The 18,923-nt window shown below is 65.3% G+C and carries 14 protein-coding genes; 7 read left to right on the top strand and 7 right to left on the bottom strand.

The genetic code is table 11. From position 1 onward, the window contains the following. Positions 1 to 106: 106 nt before the first annotated feature. Complete coding sequence (putA, locus tag AmiPiv_RS18575) at positions 107 to 3,712, bottom strand: bifunctional proline dehydrogenase/L-glutamate gamma-semialdehyde dehydrogenase PutA (protein WP_340038977.1); 3,606 nt, start codon at positions 3,710 to 3,712, stop codon at positions 107 to 109. 171 nt (positions 3,713 to 3,883) lie between these two features. On the opposite strand from putA, the gene AmiPiv_RS18570 reads away from it, so the two are divergent. After that, complete coding sequence (locus AmiPiv_RS18570) at positions 3,884 to 4,336, top strand: Lrp/AsnC ligand binding domain-containing protein (protein ID WP_340038976.1); 453 nt, start codon at positions 3,884 to 3,886, stop codon at positions 4,334 to 4,336. Here AmiPiv_RS18570 and AmiPiv_RS18565 read toward each other — a convergent pair whose 3' ends face one another. From AmiPiv_RS18565 to AmiPiv_RS18555, 3 genes are all read right to left on the bottom strand, one after another. Beyond that, on the bottom strand, positions 4,337 to 5,545 hold the full coding sequence (locus tag AmiPiv_RS18565) for a cytochrome-c peroxidase (protein WP_340039090.1): 1,209 nt from the start codon (positions 5,543 to 5,545) through the stop codon (positions 4,337 to 4,339). Positions 5,546 to 5,879: 334 nt separating this feature from the next. Beyond that, entirely contained in the window at positions 5,880 to 7,337 is a 1,458-nt protein-coding gene (locus AmiPiv_RS18560) for an NAD-dependent succinate-semialdehyde dehydrogenase (RefSeq protein WP_340038975.1), read from the bottom strand. Between the two features lie 154 nt (positions 7,338 to 7,491). Continuing rightward, complete coding sequence (locus AmiPiv_RS18555; RefSeq protein WP_340038974.1) at positions 7,492 to 8,442, bottom strand: AEC family transporter; 951 nt, start codon at positions 8,440 to 8,442, stop codon at positions 7,492 to 7,494. Positions 8,443 to 8,602: 160 nt separating this feature from the next. On the opposite strand from AmiPiv_RS18555, the gene AmiPiv_RS18550 reads away from it, so the two are divergent. The 6 genes from AmiPiv_RS18550 to AmiPiv_RS18525 all read left to right on the top strand — a co-directional run bounded on the left by AmiPiv_RS18550 (position 8,603) and on the right by AmiPiv_RS18525 (position 14,161). Then, positions 8,603 to 9,148 carry a histidine phosphatase family protein gene (locus AmiPiv_RS18550; RefSeq protein WP_340038973.1) on the top strand — a complete coding sequence of 182 codons (546 nt, stop codon included), beginning with the start codon at positions 8,603 to 8,605 and terminating at the stop codon, positions 9,146 to 9,148. 123 nt (positions 9,149 to 9,271) lie between these two features. Beyond that, the gene (locus AmiPiv_RS18545) at positions 9,272 to 9,580 is read left to right on the top strand and encodes an acyl carrier protein (protein ID WP_340038972.1); all 309 of its coding nucleotides are present in this window, start codon (positions 9,272 to 9,274) and stop codon (positions 9,578 to 9,580) included. 17 nt (positions 9,581 to 9,597) lie between these two features. Continuing rightward, a complete protein-coding gene (locus AmiPiv_RS18540) occupies positions 9,598 to 10,788 on the top strand; it encodes a beta-ketoacyl-ACP synthase (RefSeq protein ID WP_340038971.1) in 1,191 nt (396 codons plus the stop codon). 18 nt (positions 10,789 to 10,806) lie between these two features. Next, positions 10,807 to 12,078, top strand: coding sequence for a beta-ketoacyl-ACP synthase (locus AmiPiv_RS18535; protein WP_340038970.1), 1,272 nt, complete (start codon positions 10,807 to 10,809; stop codon positions 12,076 to 12,078). A 42-nt stretch (positions 12,079 to 12,120) separates the two neighbouring features. Beyond that, positions 12,121 to 13,149, top strand: coding sequence for a zinc-binding dehydrogenase (locus AmiPiv_RS18530; RefSeq protein ID WP_340038969.1), 1,029 nt, complete (start codon positions 12,121 to 12,123; stop codon positions 13,147 to 13,149). Between the two features lie 52 nt (positions 13,150 to 13,201). Next, on the top strand, positions 13,202 to 14,161 hold the full coding sequence (locus AmiPiv_RS18525; RefSeq protein WP_340039088.1) for a lipid A biosynthesis lauroyl acyltransferase: 960 nt from the start codon (positions 13,202 to 13,204) through the stop codon (positions 14,159 to 14,161). Positions 14,162 to 14,166: 5 nt separating this feature from the next. On the opposite strand, the gene AmiPiv_RS18520 is transcribed toward AmiPiv_RS18525, so the two are convergent. From AmiPiv_RS18520 to AmiPiv_RS18510, 3 genes are read right to left on the bottom strand one after another with little or no spacing between them, the layout of a single operon-like run. After that, positions 14,167 to 15,087: a dimethyl sulfoxide reductase anchor subunit family protein gene (locus tag AmiPiv_RS18520; RefSeq protein WP_340038968.1), complete on the bottom strand. Its 921-nt coding sequence runs from the start codon at positions 15,085 to 15,087 to the stop codon at positions 14,167 to 14,169. 3 nt (positions 15,088 to 15,090) lie between these two features. Continuing rightward, complete coding sequence (locus AmiPiv_RS18515; protein ID WP_340038967.1) at positions 15,091 to 15,852, bottom strand: 4Fe-4S dicluster domain-containing protein; 762 nt, start codon at positions 15,850 to 15,852, stop codon at positions 15,091 to 15,093. Continuing rightward, complete coding sequence (locus tag AmiPiv_RS18510; protein ID WP_340038966.1) at positions 15,849 to 18,689, bottom strand: molybdopterin oxidoreductase family protein; 2,841 nt, start codon at positions 18,687 to 18,689, stop codon at positions 15,849 to 15,851. Before AmiPiv_RS18510 ends, AmiPiv_RS18515 begins: the two co-directional genes overlap by 4 nt. Positions 18,690 to 18,923: the final 234 nt, after the last annotated feature.

Raw genomic sequence — 18,923 nt, 5'->3', positions numbered from 1 at the left:
CAGGTACGCGCGCTCGGGCAAGCCCTCGGCGATCGAAGTCAGCTGGCGCGACCCGCTGGCGCCTTCAAATTCGACGGGGCAGGCCTGAGCCTGCCCCTTTTCTTCGTCAGACCGACGCCAGCAGGCTGGCGTTGCCGCCGGCGGCCGTTGTGTCGACGCAGACTGCCCGCTCATGGGCATAGGCCGCCGGGTAGATCACCTCGCTGATCAGCGGAACGATCGGTCCCTTGCGCTCGGCCAGCACCTTGCGGATGGTCTTCATGCCTTCCAGCGTGCCCGAATAGGCAACGGCATCGACCGCCAGCGCACGTGCCTCGACCGGATCGGCGCGGGCGTCGAGCGCGGCGATCGGCAGGCCCTTGCCGAGCAGCGCCTGCAGTGCCGCCGGCGCACCGGGAGCCACCGCCAGCACCGAGCAGCCGGCTGCGAGCGCCTGAATCGCCTGGGCAAGCTGCGTATCGGCGTCAGGTCCAAGCACCAGCACGCGACCGCGCGGATTGAGCGACAGCGTGTTGGCCTCGCCCGTCGGTCCGGGCAGGTCCACCTGGCCGAAGTCGATCCCGGCAGCGGCGGCGATGGCGGCTGCACCTTTGCCGCGCAGGTGCTTGCGCAGGATGGCGATGCGGTCGCCGCGCGTTGCCCACTCGCCGGCATCGACGAGATTGTCGACCAACTCGGTCGCCGTCACCTTGCGTCCGTCCGCGGTGACCTGGCCGCTCTCGGCCGACTTGCGGAAGCGGCGCAGATAGTGCGGGCCGCCGGCCTTGGGGCCGGTGCCCGACAGGCCCTCGCCGCCGAAGGGCTGCGAGCCGACCACCGCGCCGATCTGGTTGCGGTTCACATAGATGTTGCCGGCATGGATGCTGTCGACGATGTGCTGGACGCGGCCCTCGATGCGGGTGTGCAGGCCGAAAGTCAGGCCGTAGCCCTTGCGGTTGATGGCCGAAACCACCTCGTCGATCTGGTCGGATTCAAACGTCGCGACATGGAGAACGGGGCCGAAGATCTCGCGCTCCATCTCCTCGATGCCCTTGACCTTGAAGACATGCGGGGCGACGAAACGGCCGTCGGCGGGCGCGTCGAGCTTGGCGATCAGCTTGCCGCTCGCCTCCATCCTGGCGCAGTAGTCGCGAATGCCGCTCTGCGCTTCCTCGTCGATGACGGGGCCGACGTCGGTCGACAGCAGCCACGGATCGCCGACGGTGAGCGCATCCATGGCGCCCTTCAGCATCTCGACCATCTTTTTCTCGACGTCCTTCTGGACGTAGAGTACGCGCAGCGCCGAGCAGCGCTGGCCGGCACTCTGGAACGACGAGGCCAGCACGTCGCGGATCGCCTGCTCGGGCAGCGCAGTGGAATCGACGATCATGGCGTTCAGGCCGCCGGTCTCGGCGATGAGCATGGCGTCGGGCGCAGCGGTCTCGGCAAGCTGCCGCTCGATCAGCTTGGCGACTTCGGTCGAACCGGTGAAGCAGACGCCGGCAATGCGCGGGTCGGCCGTCAGCGGCGCGCCGACAGTCGGGCCATCACCGGGCAGCAACTGGATCACGTCCTCGGGCACGCCGGCCTCGCGCATCATCTCGACCGCGCGCGCGGCGATCAGCGGCGTCTGCTCGGCGGGCTTGGCGATGACGGTGTTGCCAGTGACGAGTGCCGCCGCGATCTGACCGGTGAAGATCGCCAGCGGGAAGTTCCACGGCGAGATGCAGACGATGGCGCCGCGCGCTTCGGTGCCGGCCTCGGCCTTCTCGGCCTCGGCAGCGTAGTAGCGCAGAAAGTCGACCGCCTCGCGCACTTCAGCGACGCCGTCGGACAACGACTTGCCGGCTTCGCGCGTGGCAAGCGCGAAGAACTCGGCCGCATTGGCCTCGTAGAGATCGGCGGTGCGGCGCAGGATCGCGGCGCGCTCGGCGACGGGCTTCTTGGCCCAGGCCGGCTGCGCCTCGACGGCGATGCGGACGGCGGTGTCGACCTGCTTGGCGGCAGCCTCGGTGACGGTGCCGACGATGTCGGACGGCTTGGCCGGGTTGATCACCTTGCGCGACGCGCCGTAGCCGGCAGCACGCGTGATCGGCTTGGCCGTCCAGCGGTCAGGCCCCTTGAAGCCGGACTTGGCATGGTCGATCGTCGCAAGCGTGGTGGTGTCGGTGATGTCCCAGCCCCTGGCGTTCTGGCGGCCGGCGCCGAAGATGGCGGCAGGCGTGGGGATCGACGGGTTGGAGGCCGAACCTTGCGTTTCGACCGTCTCCAGCGGATCGCGGGCGATGTCCTCGGGCGCCACGTCCTCGTCGGTTAGCTGATGGACGAAGGACGAGTTGGCGCCGTTCTCGAGCAGGCGACGAACCAGGTAGGCGAGCAGGTCGGAGTGGGCGCCGACGGGCGCGTAGATGCGGCAGCGCGTGCCCTCGGCTTTGCGCACCGTCTCGTGCAGCGCTTCGCCCATGCCGTGCAGGCGCTGGAACTCGAAGGAGGTGCGGTCGGTGGCCATAGACAGGATGGCAGCGACCGTGTGCGCGTTGTGGGTGGCAAACTGCGGGTAGATGCGATCGGTCATCGACAGCAGCTTGCGGGCGCAGGCCATGTAGGAGACGTCGGTATTGGCCTTGCGCGTGAACACCGGATAGCCGGGCAGGCCCAGCGTCTGGGCGCGCTTGATCTCGGTGTCCCAATAGGCGCCCTTGACCAGGCGCACCATGATCTTGCGGTCGAGCTTGTTGGCCAGCGCATAGAGCCAGTCGATGGCGAAGGCCGTGCGCGGGCCATAGGCCTGCACGACGACGCCGAAACCGTACCAGTCGGCCAGATCGGGGTGGGCAAGCACGCGCTCGATGACGTCGAGCGACAGGTCGAGGCGGTCGGCCTCCTCGGCGTCGATGTTGAGACCCATGCGGGCGCGCTTGGCGGCGAGGCACAGCGACAGCAGCCGCTCGGCCATCACGGGCAGCATGTCGTCGCGGTGCGAGACCTCGTAGCGCGGGTGCAGCGCCGACAGCTTGACCGAAATGCCGTGGTTGTAGCGGATGTCGGGGCCGTTGCTGCCGTTGTCGAGCGACGAGATCGCCTCGGCATAGGCGCGGTGGTAGCGCAGGGCGTCGGCCTCGGTGCGGGCGGCCTCGCCCAGCATGTCGAAGGAGTAGAGATAGCCCTTCTGGATCATCGAGCGGCCGCGCTTGACGGCTTCGGTGATGGTGCGGCCGAGCACGAACTGCTCGCCCATTTCGCGCATGGCAGCGGCGACTGCGGTGCGGATCACCGGCTCGCCGAGACGGCGCACCATGGCGCGCAGGGTGCGCTCGATCGAGCCCTCGCCCTCGTCCAGCACGCGGCCGGTCAGCATCAGCGCCCAGGTCGAGGCGTTGACGAAGATCGAGCTCGAGCCGCCCGAGTGGGCCGACCAGTCATGCGGCGCGATCTTGTCGGCGATGAGGTCGTCCATGGTCTCGGTGTCGGGCACGCGCAGCAGCGCCTCGGCCAGGCACATCAGCGCCACACCTTCCTTGGTCGACAGGCCATAGGCGGAGAGGAAGACCTCCATCAGCCGCGGATCGGTCGAACCGCGCACGGCGCGCACGAGGTCGGCGGCGCGGGCCGAGACCGCCTTGCGGTCATCAGTGGAAAGATTGGCGAGAGCCGCCAGCCGCTTGACGGCTGCTGCTTCGTCCGGGAGGTAGTTGGCGCGGATTTCCTGGCGGATGGCGTCGAGCGCTTGCATGGCGATCCTGTGGAGCGGTTGGCATGACGGCGCGGCGGCAAAAGGTGCCGCAGAACCCTTTGCCGGAAGCTAGCATAACGCCAGTTCGGCAGCCGGTCCAAAGAAGTCGACGCAGTAGGCCAAATGATCTACGATTGAAGCAATCAGGCCACGCTATGGGCTAGAAATGAGATGTCGGAAGACCAACTGGACCGCATTGACCGCAATATCATGTTCGCCCTGTCGCGCGACGGACGGCTGTCCATGGCCGAGCTTGCCACGAAAGTCGGCCTTTCCAAGACCCCGGTGCAGGCGCGGGTCAAGCGGCTGGAGAAGGATGGCTACATCAGGGGCTACCAGGCGATCATCGACAGCGAACGCATGGGCGAAGGCCATGTCGCTTTCGTACAGGTCAAGCTGTCGGATACGCGTTCGGCCGCGCTCGACGATTTCAACCGCGCGGTTCATGCCGTGCGCGAGATCGAGCAGTGCCACATGATGGCGGCCAGCTTCGACTATCTGCTGAAGGTGCGCACCAGGGACATCGCCGCCTACCGCCGCGTGCTCGGCGAGCGCATCTCCGCCCTGCCCCATGTCGCCCAGACATCGACCTTCGTGGCGATGGAGACGGTCAAGGACCGCTGACTACTCCGACAGCGTTTTCAGAAACGCCACCAGGGCCGCCCGCTCCTGATCGGACAAGGTCAACGGATGAATCTCCGTCTCGCCTTCGACCGCCTTCGGCGCCGTGGCGTAGTGGCTCACCACCTGCTCCAGCGTCGCGAACTGCCCGGCATGCATGTAGGGCGGACGGTCGCCAACGCCTCGAAGCGACGGCGTCTTGTAGGCACGCACCAGTTCCGGCGAGCCTTTCTGCATGAAGCGCAGCTCGCCGCAGGCCTCCTCCCCGCCGTCGCGGAATTTTCCCAGGCAATTGAACGGATCGGCGAGCACCTCGTCCAGCACGGCGATGCGGCCGCGATCCTCGGGCAGGCCCGCGACCGGCGGCACGCCGGTATTGTGGAATTCATCGTCGGTAAAGCGCGGGCCTATGTGACAGGTCGAGCATCTGGCCTTGCCGATGAACAGCCTGAGCCCCTGCCGTTCCTGATCAGAAAGATCGTTCTCCGGTGCGGGCATGCGACCTTTGGCAAGGGCGTCTGCGAAGCGGTCGAAACGGGTTTGGTGATGCGCGAGCGAGCGCTCGAAGGCAGCAATCGCCTTGCCGATGTCGGCAAACACCCGGTCGACGCCCTCGCGTTGCTCGACGGTCATCGCCGCCCAGGCCGCCTGCTCGGCCGCCGTTCCGAACGGCCCGGCGCTTGCCGGCAGGCCGGAAAGATCAGGCAGCGGGCGGAAGATCCGTTCATAGCGCTCGCCGAAACGGCGCTTGATATAGTGGGCATAGGCCAGTCGGGTGCCCGCCTGCTCCTTGGGGTTCTCGAGCGGCACCAGTGCCTGCGCCCAGAGGCTGTCGCGGCGCCCGTCCCAGAACAGGAACGGGTCGCGCGCCACGCCGGCCAGCGGCATGGTCCGCCTGTTGGTCTCGCCGATACCCACACCCCGCGGCAGGTCGTCCTGAAACTGCCGGTCGATCTTGTGGCAGGTGCCGCAGGCGACGTTGCCGTCGCGGCTCATGCCGGTATCGAAGAACAGTGTCGCGCCAAGTGCGGCGGCGCCGGGATCGTCGGCGAAGCGATTGGTCGGGTCGGCCGGCAATGGCGGCAACGCCGACAGCGACATCGATGCGATGACGCGCATTTCCGCATCGGTGAAATCAGGTTCGCTGCTGCCGGCCAGCATCACCACCAGCGAAGCAGCCAAAGCGAGATGTCTGATCGCAGCCGCCTTCATTCTCCTGCAGCCGCCTCGCTCGCCGACGAAGCCGCCCCGAAGATCCTTCGCCATGCAGCAGAAGCCAATTCTGCCCTCCTCGCCCCCTGCCGACAACGTTTTCAGCCGATCCGGCATTCCCGAGTGCATCGACTATAGCCGATGGCAGCAAGATCTACCGCAAAGCGGATGATCTCTATCTCGACCACAGCGCCACATTCGCAGTGCCGGCCTTTCTTCCAATTAAAACATTATCTTGCATTCATTTCCGGATTCTCCTTGTCAAAACCCGAAAATGAAAACGCGCGATCTCGTCCGAGACCGCGCGCCGATTTCGCAGCAGTTGGCTGAGTTCCTAGAAGCCCAGCCCGCCGATGCAGACATATTTGGTGTCGAGATAGTCCTCGATGCCCTGGTGCCCGCCTTCGCGGCCGAGACCCGACTCCTTGACACCGCCGAACGGCGCTTCCGGCGTGGTGATCAGCCCTTCATTGACGCCGACCATGCCGTATTTCAGCCCTTCCATGACACGGAAGGCGCGGCCGAGATCGCCGGTGTAGAAATAGCTGGCGAGGCCGAATTCGGTGTCGTTGGCGAGCGCGATCGCCTCTTCTTCCGTCTCAAACTTGAAGACGGGCGCCACCGGGCCGAAGATCTCTTCCTTCATGAACATCATCTCGGGCGTGGCGCCGGAAATGACGGTCGGCTCGAAGAACGAGCCGCCGAGCGCGTGGCGCTTGCCACCGGCGACCACCTTGCCGCCCTTGGCAGTGGCGTCGGCGATGAATTCCTCGACCTTCTCGACAGCCTTGTCGTCGATCAGCGGCCCCTGCTGCACGCCGGTGTCCAGGCCGGAACCGACCTTGAGCTTGTTCGACGCCTCGGCCAGCTTGGCCACGAACTTGTCGTAGATACCCGCCTGGGCGAAGAAGCGGTTGGTGCAGACGCAAGTCTGGCCGGAATTGCGGAACTTCGCGGTGATGGCACCTTCGACGGCCCGGTCGATATCGGCGTCGTCGAAGACCAGGAACGGCGCGTTGCCGCCGAGTTCCATCGACACCTTCTTCACGGTCGAGGCCGACTTGGCGATCAGCATCTTGCCGACCTCGGTCGAGCCGGTGAAGGTGATCTTCTTGACCAGCGGATTGGCGCAGATCTCGTCGCCGATCTCGCCGGCCGAGCCGGTCAGCACGTTGACCACGCCCTTGGGGAAGCCGACTTCCTCGCACAAGGCGCCCCAGGCAAGACCCGAATAAGGCGTCTGCGACGCCGGCTTGACCACGGCGGTGCAGCCGGCGGCAAGCGCCGGCCCGAGCTTGCGCGACAGCATCGAAGACGGGAAGTTCCATGGGGTGATGGCGGCAATGACGCCCACCGGCTCCTTGGTGACGAGCACGCGGCGGTCGGCCCAGGGTGACGGCACGACGTCGCCATAGGTGCGGCGCGCCTCCTCGGCGAACCACAGGACATAGGCGGCCGAAGATCCGATCTCGCCCTTGGCTTCGGTCAGCGACTTGCCCTGCTCGATGGTCAGCAGTTCGGCCAGCGCGTCCTGATTGTCCATGATCGCGTCATGCAGCTTGCGCAGCAGCTTCGAGCGCTCGAGCGCCGAAGTCTTGCGGAACGTCTTGAACGCCTCGTTGGCCGCCTCGATGGCACGGCGGGTCTCGGCGGCCCCCGATTTCGGCACGGTACCGATCTTCAATCCCGTTGCCGGGTTGATGACGTCGATGGTCTTGCCGGAATCGGCCTGGACCCACTCACCGTTGATGAGATTGGCCTGCCGCATGAACTGACTGGCTTTCTGGAGCATGGTTTGCCTCCCTGTCTGCCTGTCGATGCAGGCTTGTCGTCGCTGGAAACGCCGGGCGGACGGGCTCGCGCCGCCGCGCTACGGTCGCCAAATTAGTATCTTGCCGCGGCGTCCGCGATCAACCGCATTATGGCATAGATACGTTGGTCCAGCCTCATCCGAATACGGCAGTTGCGACCGTCAGCCAGAAGGCGGTCGTCACCGCCGCACAGGCCGTGGCGATGGTCATCTGGTTCGAGGCCAGTGCCTGGCCGGTGCCAAACTGGGTGGCAATGAGGTAGGAATTGACCCCGGACGGCAGGGCGGCGGCGGCAACAGCGACCTTGGCCGTCAGCGGCGGCAGGCCGAGCATCCACGCGAAGCCCAGGGCCACCGCGGGCATCACGAACAGCTTCAGCCCCGAAAGGACCAGAGCCGGCCGGATATTGCCCGAAATCCCGAACTTCCTCAGCCCGAGACCCATGGCAAACAGCGCCACTGGGCCGGCGATGTTGGCAAGCGCGTCGACGAAACGGTTGGCGAGCGACGGCAGCGGCAGGCCGGTGGAGCGCCAAGCAAGGCCAGCGAGGATGCCGATGATGAGCGGATTCTGGAAGATCTTGCGCAGGAAGTCGCCAATGATCCTGAGCGGATGCACGGGCTCGCTGCTGCGCGGCCCGAACAGCTGGAACAGGATGATCGAGGCCATCAACATCGTCGGCAGATGCACCGAAACGATCAGCGACAGTATCTCGAAGCCTTCCTGACCGAAGACCCCGAGCATGAACGGTATGCCGAGCAGCACCAGGTTGGAGAAGGCAGAGGAGACGCCGCCGACCACACCAGCCTGCCCGTCCCGGCCGAAGACCCGCGTGGTCACCAGATGACCGGCAGCCCAGGCCACGGCCACTGCCGCGAAGTAGGTGGCCCACAGGCCCCAGGGCGCCGCACCCTGGAAATCGGCGCCCAGCATCGTGCGGAACAAGAGCAGCGGCAGCGCCACCCCGACTGCAAAATGGGACAGTTGGTCCCCGGCTTCGGCCCGCAGATAGCCGGTCGCGCCGGCGAGGTAGCCCAGGGCGACGAGACCGAATACGAAGAGCACTGTTTCGACGAGTGGTGACATCGGCGCTTACGGGTTGGGGAATCGCGCTCCAGCATTGCCGCCTATCCCATCCCGATCAAGCCGGCCGGCGCCTTTGCGCCACCCGCTGCGATTGCCGGCCGCCTTGCCTTTCAATCGGCTTTGGCATCCCTATATCCGCATTGCGAATTCGGGACGATTCATGCTCAGGCTCGTGCTTGCCATCATAGTGTTTCTGGGCGCCATGCCGGCCCAGGCGACCGAAGCCGGCTGGGCGCTCCTGCGCAATGGCGGCCACGTGGTGCTGCTGCGTCATGCCGCCACGACGGGAACTGTCGAGCCACCGAGCTTCGACATCGAAAAATGCGCCACCCAGCTCAACCTCTCCGACCGGGGACGCCAGCAGGCGCGCAAGATCGGGGCATTGTTCGCAGCGCGTGCCGCGCCGGTCGAGAGGGTGCTTTCCAGCCGCTACTGCCGCACGCTGGAAACCGCCCGGCTTGCCTTCGGCGACAGCCTCGTCGAGCCGCTGGCCGCGCTCGACAAGCCCACCGAAGCGACGATCGAGGCCGATGTGACGGCGGTAAAGGAGATCATCCGCAACTTCTCTGGCTCCGACAACATCGTGCTGGTGACCCATCTCGAGAACATCCAGGCGCTGACGGGCGCATCGGCGCGCGAAGGCGAAGCCGTCATTGTAGGGCTCCAGGGAGAGAACTTGCATGTGCTCGGCCGCATCGTCTTTTGACGTGCCTTCCCCAACGTACAGGAGCGGACGCCCAATGAAGGCACAGGATTTGGCCTTTTCCTGTCCGGAAAAACCGATTAGACAGCCCGACAAAACTATGCGCGCAGAATCTGCCCCGGGTTCATGACCGCCCTCACCAAAGGAAAAGCCGTGTCCACGACCTTCGAGAAAGTCGCCAAGATCATTGCCGAAACCAGCGAGATCGACCTCGACACCATCACGCCCGAGAGCCACACCATCGACGACCTGGGCATCGACAGCCTCGACTTTCTCGACATCGTCTTTGCGATCGACAAGGAATTCGGCATCAAGGTGCCGCTCGAGAAGTGGACGCAGGAAGTCAATGACGGCAAGGCTTCGACCGACGAGTACTTCGTCATGAAGAACCTCTGCGCCAAGATCGACGCGCTCGTCGCGGCCAAGAACGCCTGAGCAGGCGAACGCCGCCCATGGCCAACCGCGACGTCGTCATCACTGGCATCGGCCTCGTCTCCTCGCTCGGCGAAGGCGGCGGGGCGCATTGGGACAAGCTGAGCACCGCCGGTGCGACGCCGGTCATCGATGCCGAGCGCTTCTCGCCCTACACCATCCACCCACTGCCCGGAATCGACTGGGGACTGCAGATCGCCAAGCGCGGCGACCAGCGGCAGATGGAGACCTGGCAGAGGCTGGGCACCTATACCGCCGGCATGGCGCTCGACGACGCCGGCATCAAGGGCAACGACGATCTCAGCACGACCATGGACATGGTGGTTGCGGCAGGCGGCGGCGAGCGGGACGAATCTGTCGACGCAGGCGTCCTCGATGCGTCCAACACCCGCAGCGACCGTGGCGTACTGCTCAATGAAAAGCTGACGACCGAGCTTCGGCCGACGCTGTTCCTCGCCCAGCTCTCCAATCTGCTCGCCGGCAACATCTCGATCGTCCACAAGGTCACCGGCTCGTCCCGCACCTTCATGGGCGAGGAAGGTGCCGGCGTCTCCGCCATCGAGACAGCGGCGGCGCGCATCCGTTCGGGCCAATCGACGCATGTCCTGGTCGGCGGCGCATTCCAGACCGAACATTCCGACATGCTGCTCGGTTACGAGCTGGCCGGTTATCTGCATCGCGGCCCGTGGAAGCCGGTATGGCAGCGGCAGGGCTCGGAAGGCGGTGGCGTGGTCACCGGCTCGGGCGGCGCGTTCCTGGTGCTCGAATCCCGCGAACATGCCGAGGCCCGTGGCCAGAAGATCTATGCCCAGTTGGGTCCGGTCGTGTCCGGCCGCGCCAGGCGCCGCGGAAATGGCAGCCTGGAGGAAGGGCTCGCCGAGCTCCTGGCCAAGGTCGAGCTTCCCCAAGGCAACCTGCTGGCGATTTCCGGCGCGTCCGGCGCACACGCCGCGACCGCGGCTGAAAAAGCTGCGCTCGACGCCAATCCCGCGATTGCCGCACGTGCGCTTTCGTCGCTGACCGGTCACATGAAGGAAGCGCAGTTTCCGTTCGCGGTTGCGCTCGCGGCCCTCGCCATCGACAACGGCGCTGGCTATCCGGCGTTCGAAACTGGCGAGAAGGAATTTGCCGGTGCGCCGAGAAATGTACTGGCAACAGCCGTCGGCTATCACCAATTCGAAGGCGTGGCGCTCGTCTCCGCGCCGCGCTGAAGGGTGTCAGGACAGAACATGGCCAATTTGAAAGATCATCTCGGCAGACCCGTCGTCGCCGTTACCGGCATCGGCGTCGTCACCTCGCTCGGCGTCGGCAAGGCCGACAACTGGGCGGCGCTGACCGCAGGCAAGTCGGGCATCCACCCGATCACCCGCTTTCCGGTCGACCACCTGAACACCCGCGTCTCCGGCATGGTCGACTTTCTGCCGTCAAGCACCAAGGGCTCCAGCGCCCTGACCTACGAGCTCGCGGAAACGGCAGCACAGGAGGCCGTCGCCGAGGCGGGCTTCGATGCCGGCGACTTCGACGGTCCGCTGTTCCTCGCCTCCCCGCCCGTCGAGCTCGACTGGGCCGACCGCTTCGCGCTCTATGCCGGCGACGATGAGGGCTCCGCTTCCGAGCGCCTGCTGCGTGTCGCCCGCAACCTAAATTCGCTCGACATGTTCGACACCTCGCAGTTCGGCTCGATCGCCGATCGCCTGGCCGAGCGCTTCGGTACGCGCGGCCTGCCGATCACACTGTCGACCGCCTGTGCATCGGGCGCCACCGCCATCCAGCTCGGTGTCGAGGCGATCCGCCGCGGCGAATGCGACCGCGCGCTCTCGATCGGCGCCGACGGCTCGGCCACCGCCGAGGCGCTGATCCGCTTTTCGCTGCTGTCGGCGCTGTCGACCAACAACGATGTTCCGGAGAAGGCGTCAAAACCCTTCTCCAAAGACCGCGACGGCTTCGTGTTGGCGGAAGGCTCCGCGGCACTGGTGCTCGAGTCGCTGGAAAGCGCGCTTGCCCGCGGTGCCGAGGTGCTCGGCATCCTGCGCGGCTGCGGCGAAAAGGCCGACGATTTCCACCGCACCCGCTCCAAGCCGGACGGTTCGCCGGCCATCGGCGCCGTCAAGGCCGCGCTGGCGGATGCTGGCCTCAGCGAGGACGAGATCGACTACGTCAACGCCCACGGCACCTCGACGCCCGAAAACGACAAGATGGAGCACATGTCGCTCTCGACCGTATTCGGCGAGCGCATCCGCAAGATTCCGGTGTCGTCAAACAAGTCAATGATCGGCCACACGCTCTCGGCGGCAGGTGCGATCGAGGCCGCCTTCTCGCTGATGACCATGCGCGAAGGCGTGATCCCGCCGACGATCAACTACGACAATCCCGATCCGTCGATCGAACTCGACGTGGTGCCGAACGTGAAGCGGGAAGCCAAGGTTCGCACCGTACTCTCCAACTCCTTCGGCTTCGGCGGCCAGAACACCTGCCTTGTCATGGCACTGGAACCGGTCTAAGCGACCGTCTCAACGTTCCAGAGACAAGGATTTAGCGACACCATGCGCGCATTGCAGCTCGTCGAGGACCGCCGGCTCGAGCAGGTGGACATTGCCCCGCCGCCACCTCCCGGCCTCGGTGAGGTCACGCTCCGCATCAAGGCGGTCGCACTCAACCACATCGACGTTTGGGGCTGGCGCGGCATGGCCTTCGCCAAGCGCAAGATGCCGCTGGTGATCGGCGCCGAAGCCTCCGGCGAAGTCGACCAGGTCGGCCCGGGCGTGACCGGCCTTGCCCCCGGCCAGCTCGTCTCGATCTACGGCGCCCGCACCTGCGGCCTCTGCCGCCCCTGCCGCGAGGGCCGCGACAATCTCTGCGAGCATGTTTCGGGCGTGCACGGTTTCCATCTCGACGGTTTCGCCCAGGAGAAGATCAACCTGCCGGCGCGCCTGCTGGTGCCCGCCCCGCCCGGCGTCGACGCCATCGGGGCTGCGGTTGCCCCCGTCACCTTCGGCACCGTCGAGCACATGCTGTTCGACAACGCCAGGCTGGAGCCTGGCGAGACCATCCTGGTCCATGCCGGCGGCTCGGGTATCGGCACTGCGGCGATCCAGCTCGCCAAGAAGATGGGCTGTACCGTCATCACCACGGTCGGCTCCAACGACAAGATCGAGAAGGCCAAGGCGCTGGGCGCCGACCACGTCATCAACTACCGCGAGGACCGCTTCGAAGGCGTGGTGCGCAAGCTGACGAAGAAGAAGGGCGTCGACGTCGTCTTTGAGCATGTCGGCAAGGACACTTGGGCCGGCTCCATGTTCAGCCTCAAGCGCGGCGGCCGCCTCGTCACCTGCGGCTCGACCTCGGGTGTTTCGACAGACATGAATCTGATGATGCTATTCCAGCAGCAGCTAAAGATCCTCGGCTCCTTCGGCTGCCGCATGGAGAACATGGCCAATGCCATGCAGAAGATGGCCGCCGGCCTGGTGAAGCCGATCATCGATACGGAAGTGGATTTCACCTCCATCGACACGGCGCTCAAGCGCATGGAAGGCCGCGACGTGTTCGGCAAGATCATCCTCCGCATCGACTGAGGATTTTCCCGAATTGCCGCGCAAGAAGGCCAGCAAGATACCCAGTCCGACGATGATGCGGATCATGGGGCGACTACGCCAGCTGAACTACTGGCTGATCGCGCAGGTGGCGCTCGTCGTGCTCAAGCTGCTCAGGTTGCTGCCCGTCGACAGGGCGCTGAATTTCGCCGACAGCGCCGCCCGCACCGTCGGCCCCTGGTTCGGCCGCCATCGCGTGGCCGTGGCCAACCTGCGTGCCGCCTATCCCGAAAAGAGCGACACCGAGATCGAGGCCATCGCCTTGGACATGTGGGGCAACATGGGCCGGCTTGGTGCCGAATACATCTTCCTGGACCAGATCTTCGACTTCGATCCGCATGCCGCGGTCCCAGGCCGTATCGAGGTTTCAGGCACCGAAAACTTTGCAAGGATCGCCAACGAGGACAAGCCGCACATCGTCTTCACCGGCCATCTCGGCAATTTCGAGCTGCTGCCGATCGCGGCCGCTACCTTTGGCATGAAGATCACCGCGCTGTTCCGGCCGCCGAACAATCCCTACCTCGCCGAGTACATCTTCTCGACCCGCAGCTCCAGCATGGGCGACCTGCTTGCCTCGCAGCGCGGCGCGTCCTTTGCGCTTGCCGGCATCCTCGACCGTGGCGGCAATGTCGGCGTGCTCGTCGACCAGAAGTTCAATCGCGGGCTGAGGACGACCTTCTTCGGCCGCGAATGCGAGACCAACCCGGTACTCGCCATGCTCGCGCGACACTACGACTGCGACGTCTATCCCGCTCACTGCATCAGGTTGCCCGGCAACCGCTACCGCCTGGCCATCGAGGACAAGCTCGAGCTGCCACGCCGCGACGACGGCGCCGTCGACGTCCAAGCGACGACGCAGTTGCTGAATGACACGGTCGAACGCTGGATCCGCGAGGATCCGGGCCAGTGGATGTGGTTCCACAAGCGCTGGGCGCTTTCGCGCGGCAAGAAGCGGAGGGTCAACACTGCTGGCAAGCAGGCGGAGCGCTCCTGAATTCGCTATCCGCCGTAAAAGTTCATCACGGCGTGGCGTGCTTCGGCGAAGAACAGCCAACGTTCGACGACGATGCCCAAGGTGCAACACGCCGCCGCCAGTGCCGACGCGACGATGGCCACGGCGCCCGCGCCTGAGAATGCCGCAATCGCAAGCAGCGCTATCGGCACGGCCCCACCGGCGATCATCGCCAGATTAGACAGCTTCACCGCATGCTTGCGGGCGACCTTGAAGCCCATTTCGCGCGTCAGGTAGTTGTCGTTGACATGCGGCCGCTCGAACAGCCGCACGCGGCCGATGTTGCCGAGGCCAGTGGCGCTCTCCGGCGTCGACAGCGGCACAAGCGTGCGTTGCCGAGTCCACCATAGGTTCTTGGCTATCCAGGCAGCCGCAATCGCTACTATGGCCAAGATGCCCGGGAGCCACGCGCTGTTGCCAGAAGATGCAGCGAACACAGTCGTGAGGGTGAGTCCGCCCGCAGCGGCGAACAGCAGGTAGCAGAGCGGCGTCAGCTGGGTGTTCCAGGCCTGCACCGCGCGCAGCGAGGCATAGATCATCGCGGTGCAGTAGACCGTCGCAGCGCACATTGCTGCCCCGAGGAGCCCCAGCGTCGGCACGTAGCGGCCTTCGATCACGGCGAACCAGGCAGAAAGCGTCAACGGCACGAAGGTCGCGAGCGACATCGCGCCTTCGCGCGACAGCCAGCTCGAACGCCATTGCGACAGTGCCCGCCAGGCGCGCTGCGGGTTGCCGAGATGCAGCGTCGACGACAGCAGGCCGCCGGCGATCATCGCCAGCGCCAGCACGTGCGCGACTTTCGTAGCTGCAGCTCCAGGATCGAGCAAACCGAGCCCGAGGATTGTGGCGAGCCCGTAGCCCATGCCGGACAGCGTGGTGAAGATGATGATGGAAGGCGCGGGATGCATATGTCAGATTCGGTCCAGCATGCCGTCGAGCCAGGCGAAAAAGCCCCTGGCCCCGTCGGTATTTTCGGCCAGCACCGCCGAGCTTGCGGCGAGCGGTTTGCGCGCCCGCGGCGGCAGGTACTTGTTGGTGGGCCGCGTGCCTTGCTCCGGCATCAGGTCGAAGCCGCCGCGTTCTGCCACCATCCGCGACACTTCCGAGGATGGATCGCCAAGGTCGCCGTAGTGCCGGGCATTGGCAGGGCATGTCCGCACGCAGGATGGAACCCGGTCGATCTCTTGAAGCGTCTCGTTGTAGATGCGGTCGATGCAAAGCGTGCATTTTTTCATCACGCCAGCGGCCAGATCCATTTCGCGCGCGCCATAGGCGCAGGACCATGCGCACAAGCCGCAGCCGATGCACTTGTCCTCGTCGACGAGCACGATGCCGTCCTCGGCGCGCTTGTAGGAAGCGCCCGTCGGGCAGACCGTCACGCAGGGCGCGTCCTCGCAGTGCAGGCAGGACTTCGGAAAATGCACGATGCGCGCTTCGCCCGCCTCGCCGATGACCTGCCCACCCTCCGGCACCACCTCGAAGCTGTGGATGCGGTTGAGGAAGGCACCGGAGACGTCGGAGCCGTACGGATTCTGGTCGGACAATGCGGCGCCGTAGCCACCGGTGTTCCATTCCTTGCAGCTGATGACGCAGGCATGGCAGCCGACGCAGACGTCGAGATCGATGACCAGCCCAAGCTTTTTCGGTGTCGGTAGCGAAGGCAGTGTGGTCATTTCGCCCACTCCTGCCCGTAGCGCAGTTCATCCACATGCAGCCGCTTCGGCGCAACCGCCGTAAAATGCGGCTCGCTGACCTCGGCCGGCTGTGCCTTCTCGATGCGCACGCGCAGGTCGTACCAAGCTGCCTGCCCGGTGATAGGGTCGGAGTTCGACCAGCGCAGCCCGTCGCCCTTCGGCGGTAGAAGTTCGTGGATCAGGTGGTTCATCAGGAAGCCTTTTTTCGCCTCCGGGGCATCTCTGTCGAGCGCCCACGCACCCTCGCGCTTGCCGATCGCGTTCCAGGTCCAGATCGTGCTCGGGTTCACCGCCTCCATGCGCGCGATCTCGACCTTGATGCGGCCGTGATGCGAGATGACCCAGACCCAGTCGCCGGTGGCCAGCCCGAGTTCGCTGCAGATCGGTCCCGGTACATAGAGCGGGTTCTTCGTATGGATCTGCCTGAGCCAGGCGTTCATCGAGCCCCAGGAATGGTACATCGCCGCCGGCCGCTGGGTGATGGCGTGGTAGGGGTACTCGTCCGGACTTACCGCCGCTTCCTCGAAAGGCCGATACCAGACCGGCAGTGGATCGAAGGTGTCGAGGATGCGCTGCCGGTGCGTTTCCGGCGCCACCGGCTCGCGCACGCCCTCGGCCGAAAGCCGGAATTTCTGCAGCGTCTCCTGGTAGAGCTGGAAGGTGACCGGCTTGGGTTCGTCAAAGAAGCCCATGCGCACGCCAAAATCCTGGTAGGCCCGGTTGGCGTGCTTGAAGAATTGCGCCTCGAGCGGAATGTGGGCTGAGAAGAACGAGCCGTTTTCGATGTAGCGTTCGATTTGTTCGGGATTGATCGCGCCGCGCCCGGCACGGTCGCCCTTGCTGCCGCGGAAGCCCGCCAACGGCCCGATGCCCGGGCGGCGTTCGTGGCGGACGATGTAGTCGGCATAGTCCTTGTAGAGCGGCTTGCCGTGGTTGTCGGCGAAGCCGGGCAATCTCAGCCGCGCGCCGAGATCGAGCAGCACCGTCTGGAAGGGGCGCACGTTACGGTCGGGCTGGACCACCGGCCAGCGTATGGCGTCCTGCACCGCGTCGGGCTCGGAGATCGGCCGGTCGAGCAGCGAGATGCAGTCGTACCGCTCAAGATAGGTCGTGTCAGGCAGGATCAGGTCGGCATATGCGACCATCTCCGACGAATAGGCATCCGAGTAAATGATCTTCGGAATGCGGTATTCGCCCGTGGCGGGGTCCTTGTCCTCAAGCATCTTGATGACGCCGGCCGTGTTCATCGACGAGTTCCACGCCATGTTGGCCATGTAGAGGAACATCAGGTCGACCGGGTACGGATCGCCGGCATGCGCATTGGCGATCACCATGTGCATCAGGCCGTGGGCCGAAATCGGCGCGTCCCAGGAAAATGCCTTGTCAATGCGCATCGGCTGCCCTTGGGCATCTACGAGCAGGTCCTCCGGCCCGCGCGGAAAACCGAGATGCGGACCCGACAGCGGCTTGTTGGAACCGAAATGCTCGGCCTTGCCGTGCGGCGTGGGATGCGCCTCGACCGGTTTGGGGTAAGGCGGCTCGAAGCGGAACCCGCCAGGGCAGTCGACGGCCCCGATAAGCACCTGCAGCATGTGCAGCGCCCGCGCCGTCTGGAACCCGTTCGAATGAGCCGACAGGCCCCGCATGGCGTGGAACGACACCGGCCGCCCGACGAAGCCGTCGTGGCGCTGGCCGTTGACGTCCGTCCACGGCTGGTCGACGACGATGGCCTCGTCGAAGGCCACGCGCGCGATTTCGGCTGCCAGGCCACGGATGATCGCGGCTGAAACACCGGTTTCCTTCGCGACCGCCTCCGGCGCATATTGCGGATCGAGATACTTTTCGGCGAGCAGCTGGAAGGCGGGCACCGCGAAGCGCCCGTCCGGCAGCTCCACGCGACCCGAAAGCCCTGCCCGCGCGCCCGGCGTGCCGAGCGGCACGACCTGCTCCGTCACCGTCTCGTGGATCTGGGCCTTGCCGTCCTTGTCGCGCAGGAAGAGGCCATGCTCGGGCGTGCCCGGCGCATCGACTACCAGCCAGGTCGCGTTGGAGTAGCGAACGATGTAGTCGACGTCGATCTTGCGCGCCTTGAGCAGTTCGTGGACCAGCGACAGGATCAACAGACCGTCGGTGCCCGGACGAATGCCGATCCAGTTGTCGGCGACCGCGGAATAGCCTGTCCGCACCGGATTGACCGAAACGAAGCGGGCGCCGCGCTTCTTGAGCTTGGAGATGCCGATCTTGATCGGGTTGGAATCATGGTCCTCGGCAACACCGAACATGACGAACAGCTTGGTCCGGTCCCAGTCGGGGGCGCCGAACTCCCAGAAGGCGCCGCCGATGGTCATGATGCCGGCCGCCGCCATGTTGACCGAGCAGAAGCCGCCATGGGCGGCATAGTTGGGCGTGCCGAACTGCTGCGCCCAGAATCCGGTCAACGATTGCGACTGGTCGCGCCCGGTGAAGAAGGCGAGTTTCTTCGGGTCGGACTGCCGCACCTCCTCAAGCCATTGGGTGGCGAGCGAAAGCGCCTCGTCCCACGAGATTTCCTTGAATTCGCCAGATCCGCGCGGCCCGGTCCTGAGCATCGGCGCGCGCAGCCGCGCCGGGGCATAATGCTGCATGATGCCGGCGGAGCCCTTGGCACACAGGACGCCGCGATTGACCGGATGATCCCTGTTGCCTTCGATGTAGCGGATCTTCCCGCCCTTGAGGTGGACGTCGATGCCGCAGCGGCAGGCACACATGTAGCAGGTCGTCTTGCGGACCTCGTCGGAAACAGGCTCCGAAAGGGCCACGCGCTGTTCAGACTTCATCCGGCAACCTCCCCTGCGATGAGTCCTACTCAGGCGCTCGATGAAAGGAAATGCCCGAAAACGTAAGTCTACGGCAAATTTGTCTAAACCACATGAGGAACTTAGTTCAGGCAGCTAAAGTCCGATCCGAAATAGAAAGGCCGGGGAGCCCCCACTCCCCGGCCGTCGCAGGCCCGTCTCTGCGAAATTTCGTCTAAAAGAACAGGTAGCTGGACCGTTGCGTATCGCCGATCG

The sequence above is a fragment of the Aminobacter sp. Piv2-1 genome (assembly GCF_037625995.1).
GTDB lineage: Bacteria > Pseudomonadota > Alphaproteobacteria > Rhizobiales > Rhizobiaceae > Aminobacter.
Note: the sequence above shows the minus strand (reverse complement) of the source record. Positions and strands in the feature narration are given on the sequence as shown.

Bases quoted from the DNA above. Each gene is read 5' to 3' on its own strand.
- putA (WP_340038977.1), bottom strand. From the start codon at position 3,712: ATGCAAGCGCTCGACGCCATCCGCCAGGAAATCCGCGCCAACTACCTC.
- AmiPiv_RS18570 (WP_340038976.1), top strand. From the start codon at position 3,884: ATGTCGGAAGACCAACTGGACCGCATTGACCGCAATATCATGTTCGCC.
- AmiPiv_RS18565 (WP_340039090.1), bottom strand. From the start codon at position 5,545: ATGAAGGCGGCTGCGATCAGACATCTCGCTTTGGCTGCTTCGCTGGTG.
- AmiPiv_RS18560 (WP_340038975.1), bottom strand. From the start codon at position 7,337: ATGCTCCAGAAAGCCAGTCAGTTCATGCGGCAGGCCAATCTCATCAAC.
- AmiPiv_RS18555 (WP_340038974.1), bottom strand. From the start codon at position 8,442: ATGTCACCACTCGTCGAAACAGTGCTCTTCGTATTCGGTCTCGTCGCC.
- AmiPiv_RS18550 (WP_340038973.1), top strand. From the start codon at position 8,603: ATGCTCAGGCTCGTGCTTGCCATCATAGTGTTTCTGGGCGCCATGCCG.
- AmiPiv_RS18545 (WP_340038972.1), top strand. From the start codon at position 9,272: ATGACCGCCCTCACCAAAGGAAAAGCCGTGTCCACGACCTTCGAGAAA.
- AmiPiv_RS18540 (WP_340038971.1), top strand. From the start codon at position 9,598: ATGGCCAACCGCGACGTCGTCATCACTGGCATCGGCCTCGTCTCCTCG.
- AmiPiv_RS18535 (WP_340038970.1), top strand. From the start codon at position 10,807: ATGGCCAATTTGAAAGATCATCTCGGCAGACCCGTCGTCGCCGTTACC.
- AmiPiv_RS18530 (WP_340038969.1), top strand. From the start codon at position 12,121: ATGCGCGCATTGCAGCTCGTCGAGGACCGCCGGCTCGAGCAGGTGGAC.
- AmiPiv_RS18525 (WP_340039088.1), top strand. From the start codon at position 13,202: ATGATGCGGATCATGGGGCGACTACGCCAGCTGAACTACTGGCTGATC.
- AmiPiv_RS18520 (WP_340038968.1), bottom strand. From the start codon at position 15,087: ATGCATCCCGCGCCTTCCATCATCATCTTCACCACGCTGTCCGGCATG.
- AmiPiv_RS18515 (WP_340038967.1), bottom strand. From the start codon at position 15,852: ATGACCACACTGCCTTCGCTACCGACACCGAAAAAGCTTGGGCTGGTC.
- AmiPiv_RS18510 (WP_340038966.1), bottom strand. From the start codon at position 18,689: ATGAAGTCTGAACAGCGCGTGGCCCTTTCGGAGCCTGTTTCCGACGAG.